Origin of the sequence: Nocardia carnea, from assembly GCF_029868855.1 — a bacterium.
Classification (GTDB): domain Bacteria; phylum Actinomycetota; class Actinomycetes; order Mycobacteriales; family Mycobacteriaceae; genus Nocardia; species Nocardia carnea_A.
This window is the reverse complement of record NZ_JARWOV010000136.1, coordinates 17628-37200: the sequence shown is the minus strand read 5'-3', so window position 1 is coordinate 37200 and position 19573 is coordinate 17628. Positions and strand designations below refer to the sequence as shown.

Sequence of the window (19573 nt, the reverse complement as noted above, 5' to 3'; positions counted from 1 at the left end):
CCGGTCGACGCCGGTATCGAGACCCCCCGCCACGAACCCGAGCTCTCCAAGAGCACCACCGGGGCGGCCGGCGGGCACTGAGTCCTCTGCGCCGCCTGCGGCGGCGCGGGTTTCGGCCCTCCACTGCTGTCGGTCGGTGTGCGTAAGGTGCGGGCTGTGGCAGTGACCAAGACCAAAGCCGTCTATCGGTGCTCGGAATGCGCGCACGAGGTTGCCAAATGGGTCGGTAAATGCCCGGCCTGCGGGTCGTGGGGCACCGTCGACGAGGCGCTGCCCGCGGCGGCCGGCGCCGGTGTTCCGGCGGGGCGTAAGGCAATGCTGCCGAGTACCGCTGCCGCGCCTATCTCACGGATCGACTCGCAGACCACGACGGCGCGGGCGACCGGGGTTTCCGAACTCGACCGCGTACTCGGCGGCGGTATCGTCGCGGGGTCGGTGGTGCTGCTGTCCGGCGAGCCGGGGGTCGGGAAATCGACACTGCTGCTCGAGGTCGCGCATCGCTGGGCACGACAGCGCGACGAACGGGCCCTGTACGTCACCGCCGAAGAATCCGCGGGACAGGTGCGGCTGCGGGCGGACCGCACGGGGGCGGTGCACGAGCGGGTGTATCTGGCGGCCGAATCGGATCTGTCGGTTCTGCTCGGGCATGTCGATCAGGTGAAACCCACACTGCTGGTGGTCGATTCGGTGCAGACCATGCTGGCCACCGACAGCGACGGCGTGATCGGCGGGGTCACCCAGGTCCGGGCGGTCACCGCGGCACTGACCTCACTGGCCAAGACGAGCGGTATCGCGGTGCTGCTCGTCGGTCACGTCACCAAGGACGGGGCGGTGGCAGGTCCGCGCACACTGGAACATCTGGTCGATGTGGTGCTGCAGTTCGAGGGTGACAAGAATTCGACATTGCGGATGGTGCGCGGTATCAAGAACCGCTTCGGCAGCGCCGAAGAAGTGGGTTGCTTCGAACTACACGACGACGGAATCGCCTGTGTGACAGACCCTTCCGGCCTGTTCCTGCACCACCGCACCGATTCGGTGCCCGGTACGGCGGTCACCGTGGCGATGGACGGGAAGCGCCCGCTGGTCGGGGAGGTCCAGGGGCTCACGGTGGATACCCAGGTGCCGGCGCCGCGCCGGGCGGTCAGCGGACTGGACTACAACCGGGTCGCCATGGTGCTGGCCGTCCTGCAGAGCCGCTGCGGCCTCTATGTCGGTAAACAAGATGTCTACGCGGCGACGGTGGGCGGGATGCGGCTCACCGAACCCGCCGCGGATCTGGCCATCGCACTGGCCATCGCCGGGGCCGCTCGCGATACCGCGCTCCCACCCGGCTGGGTGATCCTCGGTGAGGTGGGGCTGGCCGGCGAGGTCCGGCGGATCACCGCCACCGGCCGCCGGTTGGCCGAAGCCGAACGACTCGGGTTCACGAACGCGGTGGTGCCGCCGGGCGTTGCCGCGAAGGACACGGGTATGACCCTGCACGAGGCTTCCAGCCTGCGAGCCGCGCTACGGCTCGCGGGCCTCTCCAAGAAGTAACCCGCGCAGCGGAACAGCTCTGCCCGGACGCCGCTATTCCGCGATGTTGAAGGGTTCCGGGGCGCTGCGGACCGCTCCGAGTTGTGCCACCACGTGGTAGGCGCCGCTGGGGACCGGCACCCGCTCCCCCGCACATTCCGGCTGCGAGGTGGTACCGGTCCAGGTCACCGTGAACGCTGCCTGCTCGCCGCGGTCGAGGGTGCGCAGATCGGGTTCACCGTCGGGGTAGCAATCCGTACTGGCCCACAACTGGCGTCCTCCGTCCAGCGTCTGCACCGAGACCCGCTGCAATCCCGACCCCATATCGCGGGTACAGGGCTCACCGGAAATATTCGTGATCACGATCCCGAAAACCGGTTCCTCCCCGACCCGGTAGGTCGGCTGGGCCACCGAAACCTTGATGGCCAGCGATTGGTCTGCGCATTCCCCGGAGGCGGAGGGCGCCGGCTGCGACGATTCGGCGGCCGAGGTAGTGGCGGACTTCGTGGCGGTGGTCGAAGTGGCCGAGGGCGCCGGACTCGCCGCGGCTTCGGAGGTCGCCGTGGACGAGGTCGCGGGGCCGCTCGCGCCGGGCGAACCTCCGCCCCGGGTTACGGTCACGACCAGCCAGATCACCACCGCGAGCGCGACCACCAGCGCTCCGATGGCAAAAACGCGACGCCGCCAGTAGATCTCCGGCGGTAACGGTCCTGTCGGTTCCAACACGTGTCAACGGTAAGCGCATTCGGCGGTGGTGGCGGTCAACGGCACACCGCAAGCTGGTCGGGCGCCCGCCGCCGCGGTCGTGCGGCGGGGGTTCCGGCCGGCAGATCCGCCCGCAACGTCAGACGGTCTCCCCGATCTCACCGACCACGGTTTGCAGTTGAGCACGGCCTTCGGCGAGTTTGTAGGTGACACATGCGATGGCGCATTCGCCGGCCTCGACCCGCTCGGACACGATCTTCGACCGCTCCATGAGCAGCCGGCTGGTTTCCACCACGTGGCGGGCTTCGAGCTCGTCCACCGTTTCCAAGCCCTCGCGACGGCCGATCAGCAAGGACGGGGTGACCTTCTCGACGATGCTGCGGATGAATCCGCCCGGTACCGCGCCACCGTCCAGCGCTTCCAGGGTCGCCTTCACCGCACCGCAGCTGTCGTGGCCGAGGACCACGATCAGCGGGGTGTTCAGCACACCTACTCCGTACTCGATGGACCCCAGGACCGAGGCGTCGATGACATGGCCGGCCGTACGCACGACGAACATATCGCCGAGGCCCTGGTCGAAGATCAACTCCGCGGCCACCCGGGAGTCGCCGCAGCCGAACAGGACGGCCGTCGGGCTCTGGCCACCGACGAGCTTGGCTCGATCGGCGGCACCCTGGTTAGGATGCTGCAATGTGCCGTTCATGAAGCGCTCATTACCTTCGCGCAGCGACTTCCAGGCACTCACCGGGTTGGACTGAGGCATGGTGTCCATTCTGCACGATTCGAGATTGCCCCCGGCTTCGGTCCTGTTACGGCACGGCGTCGGTCGCCGCGCCGCCGGTGGCACTGCACAGTGAGAACGGAGCGATTCAAGTGAGCAGCGGAGCAGTCGGCGGACCGGTGGCGAGAGCGGACGGCGGCGTTGCGGGCGAGGCGGCCCCGCTCGATTCCGAGTCGCTGATCGACTGGTACACCCGCACCGCCCGCGACCTGCCCTGGCGCCGGCCCGGCGTGACCGCCTGGCAGATTTTGATGAGCGAGATCATGCTGCAGCAGACCCCGGTAGCGCGGGTGGAACCGATCTGGCGGGAATGGGTGGCGCGCTGGCCGGTGCCTTCCGCCATGGCGGCAGCGAGCGCCGGTGAGGTGCTGCGCGCCTGGGGCAAACTCGGTTATCCCCGGCGCGCCCTGCGACTGCACGAATGCGCACAGGTCCTGGCGGCCGAGCACGGGGACGAGGTGCCCGATGATGTCGAGGTACTGCTCGGCTTGCCCGGTATCGGCGACTACACCGCGCGGGCAGTCGCCTGTTTCGCCTACGGACAACGAGTTCCGGTGGTGGATACCAATGTTCGCCGAGTGGTCGCCCGGGCCGTACACGGCCGCGGCGAGGCCGGCAATCCGGCCTCGCGGGATCTGCGCGAAACCGAGGCACTGCTACCCACCCGGGTGGACCGGGCGGCGATCTTCTCCGCGGCCCTGATGGAACTCGGGGCGACGGTATGCACCGCCCGCACGCCCGACTGCACCCGCTGCCCGCTGCCCCGCTGCGCCTGGGTGACGGCGGGCCGACCGCGCCAGGAATCGACGCGCCGGACCCAGAAGTACGAGGGCACCGACCGGCAGGCCCGCGGCCGGCTACTGGATGTGCTGCGCGCGGCCGCCGAACCGGTCGACCGCATCCGCCTGGACCTGGCCTGGACCCGCGATCCCGGGCAGCGCGACCGCGCGCTGGATTCACTCCTGGTGGACGGTCTGATCGAACAAACCCGGGACGGCCGGTTCGCGCTGGCGGGCGAGGGCTGAGACCGGCACGGCATCGGAATCACCGCGCACGGGCAGCTTCGCCCGTCGGCGTGCGCAGACGGAACGATCAGGGGTCCGATGAGGTCTCCGCGGCGAGCACCCGGGTGAGGAATCGCTGGACCGCGGCGCGGTAACGGCCGGGCTGGTCGTCGTGCACCAGATGGCCCGCCTCGGGAATCACGATATGTTCGGCGTCCGGATGGAGGTCGGCCATCCGGCGCATCTGACCCGGTGGAGTGATGGTGTACTCGCCCTCGATGAGCAGGGTGGGCACGCGCACCTGTCGCCACTGCGGCCAGAACGCACGGATACCCCATTCCTCGGAGATATCGCGGAAGGTGGCGATATCTCCGTGCAGCCGGTAGCCGTCCGGGGTTCGCCGGAAGGAACGTTCGAAATAGCGCCCCGCGACCGGGCCGAAGAACTCCAGTAAGGTCGCCTCGTCGGCGAACGGCTGCGGCCAGGCCTCGACCATGGCCGCCCAGTGCGCGGCGGTGCGGCCGGTGAAATCGGCGGCCATATCCTCGACCACCAGCGCCCGCACCCGCTCCGGATACTCGGCCGCGAAAACCCACCCGTGCAGGGCGCCCATGGAATGACCGATGACCACCATCGGCTTACCGATCCCGGTGGTCGCCGCCGCCAGATCCGAGACGAACGCGTCGGTCGTCAATTCGGCCGGAGCGGCCCGGCCGTGCCCCGCCGCGTCGAAGGTGTACACATGACCGTGGCCGCGCAGCCAGTCGAGCTGATCCGCCCAGGTCCGGGCGCTGCCCATCAGCCCGTGCAGCAGCAGTATCGGAACCCCGGACCCACCTTCGTCGTGCAACATCGGCCCGAGTGTAATTCGGTCCGGCAGCCTCCCGGTCCGGCCCCGAACCCGGTGCCGCCGCAGGGGGCGCAATTCGACACAGCACTAAGCTCGGGGTATGGCTGTTGTGAAGATCAATGCGATCGAGATCCCCGAGGGCGCGGGTCCCGAACTGGAGAAGCGGTTCGCCCACCGCGCGCACGCCGTCGAGAACTCCCCCGGATTCCTCGGCTTCCAGCTGCTGCGGCCGACCGCCGGTGAAAACCGGTATTTCGTCGTCACCCAGTGGGATTCCGAGGAGTCCTTCGCGGCCTGGCGGGACGGTCCGGCCAAGGAAGCGCATGCCGGCCAGCAGAACAAACCGGTGGCCACCGGCGCCTCCCTGCTGGAGTTCGAGGTCGTGCTGGACGTCTCGGGCAAGAACGCCTGACCGATCCGCCTGAGCCGGCCACGCCACCGACGTACGGTCGCGTGGCCCGTGCCGCCTGGGCCTATCGACGGCCGCGGCGCCTGGTGTCACAATTCGGCAGCACAGCAGGTGATCCGCGCGGTATGCCCGGTGGTTCACTGTCCTCCCCGGTACTCGGCTGATCCCGGGAATCGGACACGCGATGGCCGTGGTGGTGGAGGGAGCACGCGCCGCACTACCTCGGTACCGGAAACGACTGCTACGCCGGGTTGATCCCGGTTCCGGTCCGGCGGCGGGAATGTCGGGGTATGAACGAGATTGCCTTTCGCGCTCCCGACAGCACCCCTGCCATCGCACCGCGACCCCGGTCGGTCACCCTCGCGTTTCGCGCACTGGTGGCCGCGGTGGGTTTCGGTGTCGCGGAAACAGCGGTCCACAGCGCGGGCCAGTTCGGGCAATCGACCGGTTTCGGCTCCCTCGCCGCCGGATGGCTTACGCGAGCAGGAATCTATGTCGTGGTGCTGGTGGTCGCGTGGCGGATGCTGCACGGCGACCGCTGGGCCCGTATCGCGCTGACCATCGGAATCGGTGTCCTCGGCACGGCCTCACTGCTGATAGAACCGCTGACCGCGCTCGTCGCGGCCGAGGGCGCCACTGAGTTGCTACCCGATGCGACAGTCGAGAACGTGCTCGTCGCGATCACTCGCATCGGGCATATCGTTGCGGTGCTGATCGCGATCCCGGCGATGTGGACGCCGACGGCGCACGCATGGTTCATCCGAGTGCGCCGCTAGCCGGCGACCGAGACGCCCGGGGTCTCCGGCGCGCGGAGAGCCCGGGCGACGGTTCAGGACTCCAGTGCGGCGTCCAGGGTGATCTCGTCGACTCCGGCCAGCGCCTTGCTCACCGGGCAGCCCGACTTGGCCGCGGCGGCCGCGGTGGTGAAGCCCGCATTGTCCAGGCCCGACACCCGGCCGCGCACGGTGAGCGCGATACGGCTGATCCGGAAACCACCGGCCGGGTCCGGGCCGAGCGTTACCGCCGCCGAGACGTCGAGGCTTTCCGGAGTGCCACCGGCCTGGGCGATCTCGTTGGACAGCGCCATCGCGTAGCAGGACGCGTGTGCTCCCGCGATCAGCTCCTCCGGGCTGGTGGTACCGCCGGCTTCCTCGGCGGAACGTTTGGGGAATGACACCTCGTACTTACCGACTCCGGAGCTGACCAGCTCGACCTGCCCGGAGCCGTCCTGCAGACCACCGGTCCATGCGGTGCGTGCGGTACGTGTGGGCATCACAATCCTTTCGAAGACGAAATGTTCGGGTCGGTTCCGAAACTACCCGTACCCGTCAACCGACCGCAGCGGTTCGTTCGTCGAGCCGGGCCAGTGCCTTGGGCCAAGTCGCGCGGTACCGGTCGCGGGCGGCCTCAGTCGCAAACCCGCTGTGCCGCAGGCGTAACCGGATACCGCGGGGTTGTTTCACGAATTCCACCCGGACCACCGTTTCCGCACCCTCGGTACCCGCCGCTCCGGTTACCCAGGTCATTTCGACGAGCCGCCGGGGTTCGAGCCGCAGGAAGCGCCCGTAATGCGGGTGCATGCTCCCCTCATGACCGGTTTCGAAATAGAACGGCTCGTTCACCTCGGGTCGCATCCGCACCGTCGCGGGCTCGGCGAACCAGATATCGAATCCCTGGGTCCACGCCAGATACAACAGTTCGGGCGAGGCTTTCATCACCCGCTCCACTGTCAGCTCGTACGGTCGCGCTGACAGGTCCGGTACACGCACTTGCTGGTCGACCATCTCTGGACCATACCCGCGCCGGGGCAGGTGCCGCCGCAGATGCGCCGATCATCGCGCCGCTGTCCGGCGTTACGTATCCGCTGGGCGGATTCGGCCCGGCAAACCCCTTGTTACATCAGGATTCCGGGTGTGCACCACCGGCTTCGCCCGGAATGCGAATAGGGTGGTGCAGGTGGAGAGTCCGCGATGACGAGCTGGCAGATGGTCGGGCTACTGGGTTGGCTTGCGCTGGCTGCCGCCCTGGTGGTGCTGTTGCGGCAGCGCCGCACGCTGCTACGGGTGTACCAGGAGCGTGACGCCGCGACCGCGACCGCCGCGCAGCGGCTACGCGAACTCGAGGTGAGTACCGAACGCCTGGTGATCGCACGTGAGCTACACGACGTGGTGGCACACAATCTTTCGCTGATCAATGTGCAGTCGGGTATGGCGCTGCAACAGGTCGAGAACAAGTCGGCGAAGGCCGCGGGTACGGTGGCCGAAATCAAGACCACCAGCCGTAACGCGCTCGAGGACGTACAGACGTTACGCCACGCCATCCAGTCGGTGGAGCCGGCCGAGCCCGCGCGGCCGGATCGCGAGCGGCCCCGGGATTCGGACCCGGCGTCACGAGGTGAACGGGAAAAGCGCGTCCGGCGCAACGGTTTCGGCCGCCGCGACCGAGCGGGTGCCGCCGGCGCGACCGGAGCCCCCGAGCAGGCGGGCCGGAACGCGTCACCGCCCGCGGCGCCGTCCCCACCGCCACGCGAACCGGATCCGACGATGTCGGATCTGGAGGAACTACTCCGTAAACCCCGGCTGACCGGGCTGACCGTGCACACCAAGGTGATCGGCACCGCCGGTTCCCTGCCGGCGGCCATCGACGAGGCGGCGACCCAGATCGTCACGGAATCGCTGGCGAATGTCATCCGGCATGCCCCCAATGCCGAGGCCACGGTGACCGTGCGGTTCACCGCCGATTCCGTGGACCTCACCATCGACAACACCCGGCCCACCGGCAAACCCGAACACACCGGCCCGACCCGCGGTATGGGCATCATCGCCATGCGGGAGCGCACCCACGCACTCGGTGGCGCGCTGACGGCCGGCCCGAAACCCAGCGGCGGTTTCCGGGTCGCGGCCCGGTTGCCGAGCCGCCCGCTGCGTATCGCGATCGATCCGGACAAGGCACCGACAGCGCGGGTCGGACCGGGTGAGAAGAAGCAGCGGCCGGCACCGTCGAGCGCCCGTAGCAGCCCCTCCGAGCCGGTCGAAACCGGCCCTGCTCCAACGGAATAGGAGTTCACCGCGACCGGCGAATCCGAAGGGTGTCGGAGCCTGCGGCTAGCGTCTGATCCGATATCACAACCGACCATCGGGGTGCACAATGGGAATCGTCGTTTCGTTCAATCGCGTATCCGAGGCGCAGCTGGCACAGATCCTCGCCGACCCGGACAACTACTGGGACGTGATCGACGACGGCCGCTACCGCAGCTCCGAGCCCGACGGTTATCTCGACAAAGCCTGGGAGGACCTGTCCGATCTCCTCGGGAGCGCCGGCACTGGAATCGACCTGATCTCGGACGGCGATCTGATCGACGGTTCCGAGATGCTGTTCTCCTGGTCGTCCGCGCTGGTCCGGCGGACCGCGGAAAGGCTGCGCGATACACCGTTCACGACGCTCACCGCACACTCCGAAGCCGCAGCATTCGACGAGGCCGAGCTCGGCTATTTGCGTCAGTACTACGACGTGCTGGTGAAATTCTTCGGTTCGGCCGCTGCCGCGGGTTCTGCGGCAGTCATGAGCATGAGTTGACAGACGATCGGTACCGTTTCAGCCGATCCCACGGATTCGCGCGCCGGCCCGGCTCACCGACCGGAACAACCGACCTGCCCGCCGCCGCGCGCAGGTCGGGTCCGGCAGTCCGGGTGTTCAGGCACTCCCGGGATTCGCCCCGCGCCGCTCTTCCTCGGTGAATCCCGCGGTGCGTGCCGCTCCCGGAGCACCGGGTTCCTGGGCCTGTAATCGGCGGGAGTAGGCCCCGGCGGCCCGGAACACCCCGGCGACACCGGCCGGCGCCGCACCGTAGGTAATGGACTGCTGCGGTGTGAAACCCAGCCCACTGCCGATGGCGACCGCGTCCATATTGGCGCCCAGGAACAGGAAATCCCAGCTGTACACGTTCTGCTGCTGCTCGATCAGCGAGCGCACGGCGGCATGGGTCCATTCCCGGCTCGAATTCTCGTGGCCGTCGGTGAGAATTACGACGATCACGGTGCCCGGACGTTCGGCTTCGGGCCGAGCGGCAAGATCGGTGCCGAGATCGGTGACCAATTTGCCGATGGCGTCGTAGAGCGCGGTACCGCCGCGCGGATGCAGCTCGGGTGGCGGTACCTGTTCGAGCGGAATATCCGAGTACACCCGCTCGTACTCCGTATCGAATTGCGCGAGAGTGACCCGCACGGACTTCCCGGCCGTGCGCTGCTCCTCGAAATAGGCGGCCAGGCCACCCTCGGTATCCGATTTGATGGTCTGCATGGAGCCCGAACGGTCGAGCAGTACGGCGATGGTTGTCAGGTCAGGATTCGTCACTGTCACCCCCGGTTCGAAAAACGAATGATCACCATCACCCTACGCGCGCACGACAGACCGCGCCGCCGAGTTTTCGGTTTCGCGAAAAACGCCCCGAACAGGCAAAGGGCCCGTCCCGGATTACCCGGGACGGGCCCTTTCGTGAGTGCGTTACTCGCCCGAGGCGGCCTCGGTGGACCCCTCGCCGGCACCGGTCAGCACGACCTCCGGCTTCTTCTCACCCTCGTCCTTGGTGAGCTTGGCCTTCGGGGTGAAGGTGAAGCGGGCATCCTCGCCGGACCCTTCGCCGTCCCAGCCCTCGACATCGACCACGACGTTCTGGCCGGCACCGATCTCGCCGAAGAGGATCTTCTCCGACAGCTGGTCCTCGATCTCGCGCTGGATGGTGCGACGCAACGGCCGCGCACCCAGCACCGGATCGAATCCGCGCTTGGCCAGCAGGCTCTTGGCCTGGTCGGTGAGCTCCATCGACATATCCTTGTTCTTCAACTGGACGCCGACGCGGTTGATCATCAGATCCACCATCTCCACGATCTGCTCGGTGGTGAGCTGGTGGAAGACGATCACATCGTCGATACGGTTGAGGAACTCGGGCCGGAAGTGCTTCTTCAGCTCGTCGTTGACCTTGAGCTTCATCCGCTCGTAGTTCGAGCCCTCCTTGTTGGACTGGGTGAAGCCCAGGCCGACGGCCTTCGAGATATCCGAGGTACCGAGGTTCGAGGTGAAGATCAGCACCGTGTTCTTGAAGTCCACGGTCCGGCCCTGGCCGTCGGTCAGGCGGCCATCCTCGAGAACCTGCAACAGGGTGTTGTAGATCTCCTGGTGGGCCTTCTCGATCTCGTCGAACAACACGACCGAGAACGGCTTGCGGCGCACCTTCTCGGTGAGCTGGCCGCCCTCTTCGTAGCCGACGTAGCCCGGAGGGGCACCGAACAGCCGCGAGGCGGTGAAGCGGTCGTGGAACTCGCCCATATCGATCTGGATGAGCGCGTCGTCGTCGCCGAACAGGAAGTTCGCCAGCGCCTTGGACAGCTCGGTCTTCCCGACACCGGACGGACCGGCGAAGATGAACGAACCGGACGGACGCTTCGGATCCTTCAGGCCGGCACGGGTACGGCGGATGGCCTTGGAAACGGCCTTGACCGCGTCCTCCTGGCCGATGATCCGCTTGTGCAGCTCGTCCTCCATACGGAGCAGACGGGTGGTCTCCTCCTCGGTGAGCTTGAACACGGGGATACCGGTCCAGTTGGCCAGCACCTCGGCGATCTGCTCGTCGTCGACCTCGGCCACGACATCCAGATCACCCGAACGCCACTGCTTCTCGCGCTCCGCGCGCTTGGCGACGAGCTGCTTCTCCTTGTCGCGCAGCCGCGCGGCCTTCTCGAAGTCCTGCGCGTCGATCGCCGATTCCTTCTCCCGGCGCGCGTCGGCGATCTTGTCGTCGAATTCGCGCAGGTCCGGCGGGGCGGTCATCCGGCGGATCCGCATGCGGGCGCCGGCCTCGTCGATCAGGTCGATCGCCTTGTCCGGCAGGAACCGGTCGTTGATGTAGCGGTCGGCCAGGGTGGCGGCGGCGACCAGGGCGCCGTCGGTTATGGAGACCCGGTGATGCGCCTCGTAGCGGTCGCGCAGGCCCTTGAGGATGTTGATGGTGTGCTCGACGGTCGGCTCGCCCACCTGGACCGGCTGGAAGCGGCGTTCCAGAGCGGCGTCCTTCTCGATGTACTTGCGGTACTCGTCGAGGGTGGTGGCACCGATCGTCTGCAGCTCACCGCGGGCCAGCTTCGGCTTCAGGATCGAGGCCGCGTCGATGGCGCCCTCGGCGGCACCCGCACCGACCAGCGTATGTAGCTCGTCGATGAACAGGATGATGTCACCGCGGGTGTTGATCTCCTTGAGCACCTTCTTCAGGCGCTCTTCGAAATCACCGCGGTAGCGGCTGCCCGCGACCAGGGAGCCCAGGTCGAGGGTGTAGAGCTGCTTGTCCTTCAGCGTCTCGGGGACCTCGCCGTTGACGATGGCCTGCGCCAGGCCCTCGACCACAGCGGTCTTACCGACGCCGGGCTCGCCGATCAGCACCGGGTTGTTCTTGGTGCGGCGGCTCAGCACCTGCATGACCCGCTCGATCTCCTTCGAGCGGCCGATAACGGGGTCGAGCTTGCCCTCCAGCGCGGCCTGGGTGAGGTTACGGCCGAACTGATCGAGAACCAGCGAAGTGGACGGCGTGCCGGTTTCCCCGCGAGCGCCGGATTCCACCGGTTCCTTGCCCTGGTAGCCGGACAGCAGCTGGATGACCTGCTGGCGGACCCGATTGAGGTCGGCGCCGAGCTTGACCAGGACCTGGGCCGCAACTCCCTCGCCCTCGCGGATGAGGCCCAGCAGGATGTGCTCGGTACCGATGTAGTTGTGGCCGAGCTGCAGCGCCTCGCGCAGGCTCAGCTCCAGCACCTTCTTGGCGCGCGGGGTGAACGGAATATGGCCGGACGGCGCCTGCTGGCCCTGGCCGATGATCTCCTCGACCTGGCTGCGCACGCCCTCCAGCGAGATTCCGAGCGACTCCAGCGACTTGGCCGCGACACCCTCACCCTCGTGGATCAGACCCAGCAGGATGTGCTCGGTGCCGATGTAGTTGTGGTTGAGCATCCGGGCCTCTTCCTGGGCCAGGACGACGACACGCCTCGCGCGGTCGGTGAACCTCTCGAACATCGCTCCCTCACTCTCCTGCTCCGGACTCTATGGCCGGCTGGTGCCGTGGTGTGTCGTGGACAACCGTCGGCCTCAGCCTGCCATGAAGGCCAGGGGTTGCGGCCCCCGCCTCCCACTCTAGTTGGCGGGTGGTCACACTGCCGCCGGTCCACCCTAATGATCTGCAGCCGGTCGCAGCGCTATTCACTCATAACGCCCATACCCACGTATTCGTTTCCCACTCCGGTTTTGCCGAGAGCGAACACACCGATTCGGGCCGGTCGGGAAACCAGCAGGTCTACAGGTCGCGATCACTGATGAGCCCGCTGCGCATGGCGAGCGCAGCCAGCCGGACGCGTTTCTGGTTCTGGGGCAGATCCTCGACCCCGAACTTGGCGAACAGCGCGCGCAGATGTGTTTTGACGGCATCCACACTGAGGAACAGCTCGTCGGCGATCTGCTGGTTGGTCGCGGGGGCGGCGAATCCGGCGTCACCCTTGTACGGACGGCACAGCGCGATCAGCACACCCCGTTGCGCCTCGGTCAGTGACCGGACAGTCGGGACGGTGCCGCTGGACGCGCGGGTCGCATCGTCGGCCACCCCGTTGAAATCGTGGAACGAGACCATGGAGGTGCCCATCCGGATCCGATCGCCCGGCATGAGCCGCCGACGGCCGTGCAGCCTTTCGCCGTTGATGAACGTCCCGTTGCGAGACAGGCCGTCGTCCACGATGGTCCATTGCGCGGCGAGGTATTCCACGGCGGCGTGCAACCGGGAGACCTCGGCGTCCCAGCGCAGCGAGAGGTCCGCGCCGGCCGAACGGCCTATTGTGATCCGCTGCCGGTCGGGGGTCAGCATCACCTCACGCCGGCGGCCTTCGTCATCGGTGAAACGTAGGAACGAGCCGACGGATCCGGACACTGCGCCGCTACCTGACCTCTCCATACCGGCAGCACCTGCCGGACACCACCCCGACCGCACGGGCCCGGTACAACCAACACCCCTATGGTGCCGGGCGATCGGGCGGTGGAGCAAGACTGAACACCGCTGAGCGCAGTGGCCCCGGCACACAGCGCCGGGGCCAGCGGTAATTCCAATTTGCTATCGAGAAAGACCGACCGCCGTCCGCTTCCCAGGAAATATCCAGCGAACGACGGTTGAAAGAAGAACTATCCCTTCGAGGCCTTGTTGTACGCATCGGTGATATCGGCGGAGATACGCCCGCGCGCGGAAACCTTGTGACCATTCCGCCGTGCCCACTCACGAATTGCGGCGCTTTGTTCGCGATCCATCGTGGCGCGCCCCTTGCTGTTGGCAGTACCGGCGGCGACCGCGGACTTCACCCGGCGCCGGCCGCTCACGCGACGGGCGCTGGAAACCCACTGCTCCAACTCGTCCCGAAGCTTCGCCGCATTCGATGACGACAGGTCGATCTCGTACGACACCCCATCGATTGCAAACTCGATGGTCTCGTCCGCGATGGACTCACCGTCGACATCGTCGATCAGGCTAACGGTGACCTTCTTTGCCATGAGATGAACGTCCTCTCGAAATCGTGCGGCCCGGCAAAATCAGGCCGATTACCCGAGGCAAGAATACCTCGAATTCGGAAAATTCCAAGACGAGCGATCTGCTATGCAAACCGTTCGCTCAACGGCCGACCGGCCGCACTATTGGGAAGAGTATCGTTTCCCGGATTCCCAATCCGGTGAGCGCCATCAACAACCTATCGATTCCCATACCGGTTCCGGTTGTCGGCGGCATCCCGTGTTCCATCGCGGCGAGGAAGTCTTCGTCCAGAACCATTGCTTCGTCGTCGCCGGCGGCGGCGAGCCGCGCCTGATCGACGAACCGTTCGCGCTGGATGACCGGGTCCACCAACTCCGAATAGCCCGTTGCCAACTCGAAGCCCCGAACATACAGATCCCACTTCTCGGCAACCCCGGCACGCGACCGATGCTGCCTGGTCAGCGGGGATGTCTCGACCGGGAAATCACGCACGAAAGTCGGCTTGTACAGCTTGTCGCCGTAGCTGTGCTCCCAGAGTTCCTCGACGAGTTTGCCGTGCCCGTAGCCCTTGCCTTCGGGAATTTCCAGACCTTCCCGTTCGGCCAGCGCCAGCAATTCCGGGACAGTAGTTTCCGGAGTGACCTCGACCCCCAGCGACTCCGATAGCGACGGATACATCTCGACGGTTGTCCACTCGCCGCTCAGATCGTATTCCGACCCGTCGGCAAGCGTCACGATCTGAGTTCCCAGAGCCTCTCGGGCGACTTCCTGGATCAATTCCCGGATCATCCGCGCGGAGTCGTCGTAGGTTCCGTACGCTTGATAAGTTTCCAGCATCGCGAACTCGGGCGAATGAGTGGAATCGGCACCCTCGTTACGGAAGTTGCGATTGATCTCGAAGACCCGCTCGAGTCCACCGACAACACAGCGCTTGAGAAAAAGTTCCGGAGCAATGCGCAGGTAGAGATCCATATCGAGCGCATTGGAATGCGTCCGGAAGGGCCGTGCCGCGGCACCGCCGTGCAGGGTCTGCAACATCGGCGTCTCGACCTCGAGGAAACCCCGGCGTTCGAGCGCGTTACGCAGCGCCCGCACCACCGCGACCCGGGTGCGGGCCATCTCCCGGGCCTCCGGGCGCACGATCAGGTCCACATAACGCTGGCGGACCCGCGATTCCTCGCTCATCTCCTTGTGGGCGACGGGCAGCGGCCGCAGCGCCTTGGACGCCATCGACCAGGAATCGGCCATAATGCTCAATTCGCCCGTACGCGACGAGATGACTTCGCCGTGGACGAAAACCATATCGCCCAGATCCACATCGGCTTTCCACGCCGCGAGGGCATCCGCACCGACCCCGTTCAGGCTGATCATCGCCTGCAACGTGGTGCCGTCACCCTCCTGCAACTGCGCGAAACACAATTTCCCGGTATTGCGCATGAAGATCACGCGCCCGGCCACACCGGCCTGCTGACCGGTCGCGGTATCGGCCGCGAGATCCGGATGAGCGGCCCGGATTTCGGCCAGCGTATGGGTGCGGGGTACCACCACCGGATAGGCCTCACCGCCCGCGGCGAGCAGCCGTTCCCGCTTCTCCCGCCGGATCCGCATCTGCTCGGGGATGTCGTCGACAACCGCTGCGCGGCCGGATCGCCCCGCGGGAACAGTGCCCGCGGAGCCGCCGGATGACGAGGAGTTCGGGTTGCTCACAGCGAACCACCCTAGCGTGCACGGCAAATCGATTCGTCAGCCGCCCGCCCCTGGACCGCGCCATATGGAATCGGCACGGGCATGCGCGGCCCGTCCCCGAAAATAGACCATTTGGTTGCTTAGGAAATTCCGCCGAGACGACGACGGCACGGAAAAGTATTGCGCTCCGGATCTATTCGCCGTAGCCCGGAGAAATTCAGAGAACCGCGAGCGAACGGACTTCCCTGGTGAAGTGCTCGGCCCCGGTCGCGACCGTGCGCATACCCGCGGCTACCAGAGCCTGGTAACCGCCGACCAGATCGGTCGCGCGATGCAATCCCAATTGACGCAACGAGGCCGCGGCCAGACTCGACGTGTAGCCCTGCGAGCACACCACGATCCACTCGACATCATGATCGGTGGCCAGCGCCAGCCGGGCCGAACTGCTCGGATCCAGCCGCCACTCCAGCACATTCCGTTCGATCACCAGCGCGCCGGGCAGCGTTCCCTCGACGGTGCGCTGCGCGGCGGGGCGGATATCCACCAGGATCGCGCCCCGCGCAAGGGCGGCCGGTAGTTCGACGGGCTGGATCCGCCGCAGCTGGGACCGGGCGTTGTCGAGCATTTGGTCGATGGTCATCGACGGCATCAGAGATCACCTTCGGGCTGGTCGGTGAGGACGGTGTGGGTACGTCGGAGGCTGCCGTGACCGGTCACCTCGTAATAGGACATGGCGGTCAGCGGGGGCGAATAGGCGTGCACACTCAGCGTCGGATCCAGCGGCCCGGGATCGGAATACCCGGAGACCGCGATCCGGTCGGAAGCACGGACGACATCGTGCACCCAGCCGATCGGGAAAGCGGCCTGATCACCCGCCGCCAGGATCCGATGCCGCAGTTCGGATCCGTTCCAGCGATACTCCGCGAGCGCGCCGCTGAGCACGGTCAGCGCACCGAGCGAACCGGCATGATCGTGCAGTTTCGTGGATTTTTCCGGTGTCCAGCTGATCAGCCAGATATCGACCTCGTCGTCGGCGGCCAGCCGTGTCGCCCAGCGGTCCACCGCCGGCCAGCGGCCGCCCTCCGGAAGCAGATGATCGTATCGGCCGGCGAGCACATCTTCACCGGTCTCGTCGGTCAGCCGTAACAGATCCGCGGGACGCAGCCGGGTGGGCAACGCCGGTGCGATCGGGCGGTCGGGAATCGGGTTCGCCGCCGCGGCGGCGGAATCACGAGTCGACGGCCGGACTACGGAAGAAAGAACAGGGGAACGCATCTGCGCATCTCCAGGAGAAATGGGAACGAACGAGGAATTCGGGATGCCTCGAACGGTCGAGGCGAATCAGCCTCGACAACACTCCTGGGTACGCATGCGGAACAGCACACGGCGAGCTTAGCAATCCGGACCCGCCACGGCCACACCCGGCCCAGCGGAATACGTCACATATCGGCGCGCTCGAGCGCCACGGCGTATTTTCCGGCCGCGACTTCGACCAGGTGCGACCTCAGCCGCGGCTACGCCGCTGGTTACGTTCGTAGACGAGCTGCAGGCCGGTCAGCGTCAGATGCGGCAGGTGATGCTCGATGGTCTCGGATTCGTCCAGGATCAACGGCGCCGCCGGTCCCGTCGCCACCACGGCGATATCGTCACCGGAGAAACCGTCGACGTCGTCGCGGATCCGGTCGACCAGGCCGTCCACCAGCCCGGCGAAACCGAATACGGCGCCGGCCTGAATACATTCGACACTGTTCTTGCCTACCACCGACCTCGGCCGGGTCAGCTCGACCCGCCGCAACGCGGCCCGTTCGATCAGTGCCTCGGTCGCGATCTCCACCCCCGGCGCGATGACGCCTCCGAGGAACTCACCCTTCGCCGATACCAGGTCGACGCAGATCGACACTCCGAAATCCACCACGATCGAAGCAGTGCCGTATTCGTGATAGGCCGCGAGACTGTTGACGATCCGGTCCGCCCCGACCTCTTTCGGGTTGTCGACCAGCAGCGGGATACCGGTCCGCACCCCGGGCTCCACCAGCACATGCGGTACGTGCTGCCAGTAGCGATCCAGCATCGACCGCATTTCCCGCAGCATGGGCGGCATGGTCGACAGGCCTGCGATACCGGTCACCGCGTCGAGATCGGCACCCACCAGACCGCGCAGATTCATGGCGAATTCGTCTGCGGTATGAAGCGGATTGGTGTGGATTCGCCAGTGCCGCACCAGGTTCGGCCCGGAATCGGTGCCGTTCATCAGCCCGATGACGGTGCTGGTGGTGCGGACGTCGAGAGTCAGCAGCATCCGATTGCCGTCGGCGCTCAGACCAGCGACAGATTGCGGGGGCTGATCAGATCCGAGCCCTCCGGCGCATGCGCCGGGTCCGAACCCAGCTCGACCGCCCGGTTGCGCGAATCCACGAACACCACCTTCGGGTCGTATTCGCGCACCTCGGCCTCGTCCATCATCCCGTAGGCGATGAGAATGACCAGATCACCCGGATTCACCAGATGGGCGGCGGCACCGTTGATACCGATCACCCCGGAACCGCGCTCACCGGCGATCACGTAGGTCTCGAGCCGGGCCCCGTTGTCGATATCGACGATGCACACCTGCTCACCCTCGAGCAGATCGGCGGCGTCCAGCAGATCCTGGTCCACGGTCACCGATCCGACGTAATGCAGATCGGCATGGGTCACGGTGGCCCGGTGGATCTTCGACTTCATCATGGTCCGCAACATCACTGTCGCCCTTCTGTGCTTATTTGCGCCGCATTCGGCGGCGCGGGCCGGGGGCCGGTTGTCCCCTGTCTCGAGATAGACCTTCCGCGAAGGGGCGGGCTGTAATTTCGGAGCCGCTCCGCGGCTCGAGGGTGGGGCCCTCGTGACCCCTGGTCTTCACTCCTCCGCTCCTCCGCTGCGCTCCCCCGCTCCGTCGCTCCAGACCAGGGGCGGGCCCCGCCCATGGGGGTGAGCCGTCCTGAAGTGGCAACGGCGGATCCGAGCACGGGTGGCCGGCTCACGAATGTCTCCGGGGGTGGCGCAGGACGGTTCTGATCGTCGCTTTCGCGGAACAGCGCGTCCCGGTGCCGGGCGGTGGCGGGAGTCTCGGCCACACAGATGCTCATTGTCCGGCTCCTGCGGTACTACCGGCGCTCCGAGCGGGCGACGTATCCGCGTCGGGGTGGCCGTCCAACTGCACGCCGAGCTGGACGGCGGCATTGTCGATCAAACGGGTGCTACCGATGCGGGCGGCGATCAGGAGGCGGGCGTTACCTGCTTCCGGGGCCGGTCCCAGATCCGCGGCACGGAGTTCCAGATAGTCCAGTTCGATATCGGGGGCTGCGGCCAGAACCGAGTGCGCCGCATCCAGCACGGCCTGCCCGCCCACGGCTCCGGAACGAGCGCCGGCCAGGAGGGCGGCCGACAAGGTGGTCGCGAGTTCGCGCTGAGCAGGGTCGAGATAGCGGTTGCGCGAAGACAGCGCCAGACCGTCCGCTTCGCGGACCGTCGGCACCGCGACGATCTTCACGTCGAAGTTCAGATCGCGGACCATCTGCCGGATCAACGCCAGCTGCTGATAGTCCTTCTCGCCGAAGAAGGCCTCGTTCGGGGAAACGATCTGCAGCAGTTTCGCCACCACCGTGAGCATGCCGGCGAAATGGGTCGGCCGGGAACCGCCCTCCAGCTCCGCGCCGAGCGGACCGGGCTGCACCGTGGTCCGCGGGCCGTCGGGATACATATCCGCAGCGCTCGGGGCGAACACCAGGTCGACACCCTCCGTGCGGAGTAGTTCGACATCCGCGTCGAGGGTGCGCGGGTAGCTGTCGAGATCCTCGTTCGCGCCGAATTGCAGCGGGTTGACGAAAATCGAGACGACCACGACCTGGTTGGTGCGCTTGGCTCGACGGACCAGTTCCAGGTGGCCTTCGTGCAGGGCACCCATGGTGGGTACGAGCCCGACGGTCCGGCCGGAGCGGCGCAATGCGCGGATCACCTTGCCGAGCACGGCCGGGTCGTGCTGCACGGTCAATTCGCCGGCGCGGTAGGCGCCGCGCAGGGTCTGATCCGTCATGCTGCC

At 66.7% G+C, this 19573-nt stretch carries 21 protein-coding genes; 6 read left to right on the top strand and 15 right to left on the bottom strand.

The features are described 5' to 3' along the window. Positions 1-162: 162 nt before the first annotated feature. Complete coding sequence (gene radA, locus QH195_RS13115) at positions 163-1536, top strand: DNA repair protein RadA (RefSeq protein WP_280435567.1); 1374 nt, start codon at positions 163-165, stop codon at positions 1534-1536. A gap of 33 nt (positions 1537-1569) precedes the next feature. On the opposite strand, the gene QH195_RS13110 is transcribed toward radA, so the two are convergent. Beyond that, complete coding sequence (locus QH195_RS13110) at positions 1570-2241, bottom strand: hypothetical protein (protein ID WP_280435563.1); 672 nt, start codon at positions 2239-2241, stop codon at positions 1570-1572. A 118-nt stretch (positions 2242-2359) separates the two neighbouring features. Beyond that, entirely contained in the window at positions 2360-2983 is a 624-nt protein-coding gene (locus QH195_RS13105) for a carbonic anhydrase (RefSeq protein ID WP_280420666.1), read from the bottom strand. A gap of 194 nt (positions 2984-3177) precedes the next feature. Between QH195_RS13105 and QH195_RS13100 the strand changes: the two genes are divergently transcribed. Then, positions 3178-4026: an A/G-specific adenine glycosylase gene (locus QH195_RS13100; protein ID WP_432278376.1), complete on the top strand. Its 849-nt coding sequence runs from the start codon at positions 3178-3180 to the stop codon at positions 4024-4026. 67 nt (positions 4027-4093) lie between these two features. Here the strand turns inward: QH195_RS13100 and QH195_RS13095 are convergent, their stop codons facing one another. Further along, positions 4094-4858, bottom strand: a complete 765-nt coding sequence (locus QH195_RS13095; protein WP_280435562.1) for an alpha/beta fold hydrolase — start codon at positions 4856-4858, stop codon at positions 4094-4096. 97 nt (positions 4859-4955) lie between these two features. On the opposite strand from QH195_RS13095, the gene mhuD reads away from it, so the two are divergent. Both mhuD and QH195_RS13085 read left to right on the top strand, forming a co-directional pair. Further along, positions 4956-5267, top strand: a complete 312-nt coding sequence (gene mhuD / locus QH195_RS13090; protein WP_062972073.1) for a mycobilin-forming heme oxygenase MhuD — start codon at positions 4956-4958, stop codon at positions 5265-5267. A gap of 287 nt (positions 5268-5554) precedes the next feature. Further along, positions 5555-6040 carry a hypothetical protein gene (locus tag QH195_RS13085; RefSeq protein WP_280420668.1) on the top strand — a complete coding sequence of 162 codons (486 nt, stop codon included), beginning with the start codon at positions 5555-5557 and terminating at the stop codon, positions 6038-6040. Between the two features lie 53 nt (positions 6041-6093). Here the strand turns inward: QH195_RS13085 and QH195_RS13080 are convergent, their stop codons facing one another. Together QH195_RS13080 and QH195_RS13075 are read right to left on the bottom strand one after the other, a co-directional pair. Next, positions 6094-6537 (bottom strand): OsmC family peroxiredoxin, encoded by a 444-nt coding sequence (locus QH195_RS13080; RefSeq protein WP_062972069.1) that lies wholly within the window; start codon positions 6535-6537, stop codon positions 6094-6096. Between the two features lie 55 nt (positions 6538-6592). Further along, the gene (locus QH195_RS13075; protein ID WP_280435561.1) at positions 6593-7048 is read right to left on the bottom strand and encodes an SRPBCC family protein; all 456 of its coding nucleotides are present in this window, start codon (positions 7046-7048) and stop codon (positions 6593-6595) included. A gap of 186 nt (positions 7049-7234) precedes the next feature. On the opposite strand from QH195_RS13075, the gene QH195_RS13070 reads away from it, so the two are divergent. Next, positions 7235-8323: a sensor histidine kinase gene (locus QH195_RS13070; protein ID WP_280435560.1), complete on the top strand. Its 1089-nt coding sequence runs from the start codon at positions 7235-7237 to the stop codon at positions 8321-8323. 88 nt (positions 8324-8411) lie between these two features. After that, a complete protein-coding gene (locus QH195_RS13065; RefSeq protein ID WP_280435559.1) occupies positions 8412-8840 on the top strand; it encodes a DUF1877 family protein in 429 nt (142 codons plus the stop codon). Positions 8841-8957: 117 nt separating this feature from the next. Here the strand turns inward: QH195_RS13065 and QH195_RS13060 are convergent, their stop codons facing one another. From QH195_RS13060 to panC, 10 genes are all read right to left on the bottom strand, one after another. Beyond that, positions 8958-9617, bottom strand: a complete 660-nt coding sequence (locus tag QH195_RS13060) for a vWA domain-containing protein (RefSeq protein ID WP_280420672.1) — start codon at positions 9615-9617, stop codon at positions 8958-8960. A 150-nt stretch (positions 9618-9767) separates the two neighbouring features. After that, complete coding sequence (locus tag QH195_RS13055; RefSeq protein ID WP_280420673.1) at positions 9768-12323, bottom strand: ATP-dependent Clp protease ATP-binding subunit; 2556 nt, start codon at positions 12321-12323, stop codon at positions 9768-9770. A 277-nt stretch (positions 12324-12600) separates the two neighbouring features. Beyond that, positions 12601-13224, bottom strand: coding sequence for an FHA domain-containing protein (locus tag QH195_RS13050; RefSeq protein ID WP_371851774.1), 624 nt, complete (start codon positions 13222-13224; stop codon positions 12601-12603). Positions 13225-13472: 248 nt separating this feature from the next. Beyond that, the gene (locus QH195_RS13045; RefSeq protein WP_280420674.1) at positions 13473-13835 is read right to left on the bottom strand and encodes a histone-like nucleoid-structuring protein Lsr2; all 363 of its coding nucleotides are present in this window, start codon (positions 13833-13835) and stop codon (positions 13473-13475) included. A gap of 118 nt (positions 13836-13953) precedes the next feature. Next, positions 13954-15420 carry a lysine--tRNA ligase gene (gene lysS, locus QH195_RS13040; protein WP_280420734.1) on the bottom strand — a complete coding sequence of 489 codons (1467 nt, stop codon included), beginning with the start codon at positions 15418-15420 and terminating at the stop codon, positions 13954-13956. 295 nt (positions 15421-15715) lie between these two features. After that, entirely contained in the window at positions 15716-16138 is a 423-nt protein-coding gene (locus QH195_RS13035) for a rhodanese-like domain-containing protein (RefSeq protein WP_280420675.1), read from the bottom strand. An 8-nt stretch (positions 16139-16146) separates the two neighbouring features. Next, on the bottom strand, positions 16147-16773 hold the full coding sequence (locus QH195_RS13030; RefSeq protein WP_280420676.1) for a cysteine dioxygenase: 627 nt from the start codon (positions 16771-16773) through the stop codon (positions 16147-16149). Between the two features lie 229 nt (positions 16774-17002). After that, positions 17003-17797 carry a type III pantothenate kinase gene (locus QH195_RS13025; RefSeq protein WP_280435558.1) on the bottom strand — a complete coding sequence of 265 codons (795 nt, stop codon included), beginning with the start codon at positions 17795-17797 and terminating at the stop codon, positions 17003-17005. Between the two features lie 17 nt (positions 17798-17814). Continuing rightward, positions 17815-18234: an aspartate 1-decarboxylase gene (gene panD, locus QH195_RS13020; RefSeq protein ID WP_280420735.1), complete on the bottom strand. Its 420-nt coding sequence runs from the start codon at positions 18232-18234 to the stop codon at positions 17815-17817. A 382-nt stretch (positions 18235-18616) separates the two neighbouring features. Next, positions 18617-19567 (bottom strand): pantoate--beta-alanine ligase, encoded by a 951-nt coding sequence (panC, locus tag QH195_RS13015; RefSeq protein WP_280435557.1) that lies wholly within the window; start codon positions 19565-19567, stop codon positions 18617-18619. Positions 19568-19573 lie beyond the last annotated feature (6 nt).

Excerpts from the sequence above, each read along its gene's own strand:
- QH195_RS13065 (WP_280435559.1), top strand. The coding sequence starts at position 8,412 with ATGGGAATCGTCGTTTCGTTCAATCGCGTATCCGAGGCGCAGCTGGCA.
- mhuD (WP_062972073.1), top strand. The coding sequence starts at position 4,956 with ATGGCTGTTGTGAAGATCAATGCGATCGAGATCCCCGAGGGCGCGGGT.
- QH195_RS13035 (WP_280420675.1), bottom strand. The coding sequence starts at position 16,138 with ATGACCATCGACCAAATGCTCGACAACGCCCGGTCCCAGCTGCGGCGG.
- QH195_RS13095 (WP_280435562.1), bottom strand. The coding sequence starts at position 4,858 with ATGTTGCACGACGAAGGTGGGTCCGGGGTTCCGATACTGCTGCTGCAC.
- QH195_RS13055 (WP_280420673.1), bottom strand. The coding sequence starts at position 12,323 with ATGTTCGAGAGGTTCACCGACCGCGCGAGGCGTGTCGTCGTCCTGGCC.
- QH195_RS13045 (WP_280420674.1), bottom strand. The coding sequence starts at position 13,835 with ATGGCAAAGAAGGTCACCGTTAGCCTGATCGACGATGTCGACGGTGAG.
- QH195_RS13030 (WP_280420676.1), bottom strand. The coding sequence starts at position 16,773 with ATGCGTTCCCCTGTTCTTTCTTCCGTAGTCCGGCCGTCGACTCGTGAT.
- panD (WP_280420735.1), bottom strand. The coding sequence starts at position 18,234 with ATGTTGCGGACCATGATGAAGTCGAAGATCCACCGGGCCACCGTGACC.
- QH195_RS13085 (WP_280420668.1), top strand. The coding sequence starts at position 5,555 with ATGAACGAGATTGCCTTTCGCGCTCCCGACAGCACCCCTGCCATCGCA.
- QH195_RS13105 (WP_280420666.1), bottom strand. The coding sequence starts at position 2,983 with ATGCCTCAGTCCAACCCGGTGAGTGCCTGGAAGTCGCTGCGCGAAGGT.
- lysS (WP_280420734.1), bottom strand. The coding sequence starts at position 15,420 with ATGCGGATCCGGCGGGAGAAGCGGGAACGGCTGCTCGCCGCGGGCGGT.
- QH195_RS13025 (WP_280435558.1), bottom strand. The coding sequence starts at position 17,797 with ATGCTGCTGACTCTCGACGTCCGCACCACCAGCACCGTCATCGGGCTG.
- QH195_RS13075 (WP_280435561.1), bottom strand. The coding sequence starts at position 7,048 with ATGGTCGACCAGCAAGTGCGTGTACCGGACCTGTCAGCGCGACCGTAC.
- QH195_RS13080 (WP_062972069.1), bottom strand. The coding sequence starts at position 6,537 with ATGCCCACACGTACCGCACGCACCGCATGGACCGGTGGTCTGCAGGAC.
- panC (WP_280435557.1), bottom strand. The coding sequence starts at position 19,567 with ATGACGGATCAGACCCTGCGCGGCGCCTACCGCGCCGGCGAATTGACC.
- QH195_RS13070 (WP_280435560.1), top strand. The coding sequence starts at position 7,235 with ATGACGAGCTGGCAGATGGTCGGGCTACTGGGTTGGCTTGCGCTGGCT.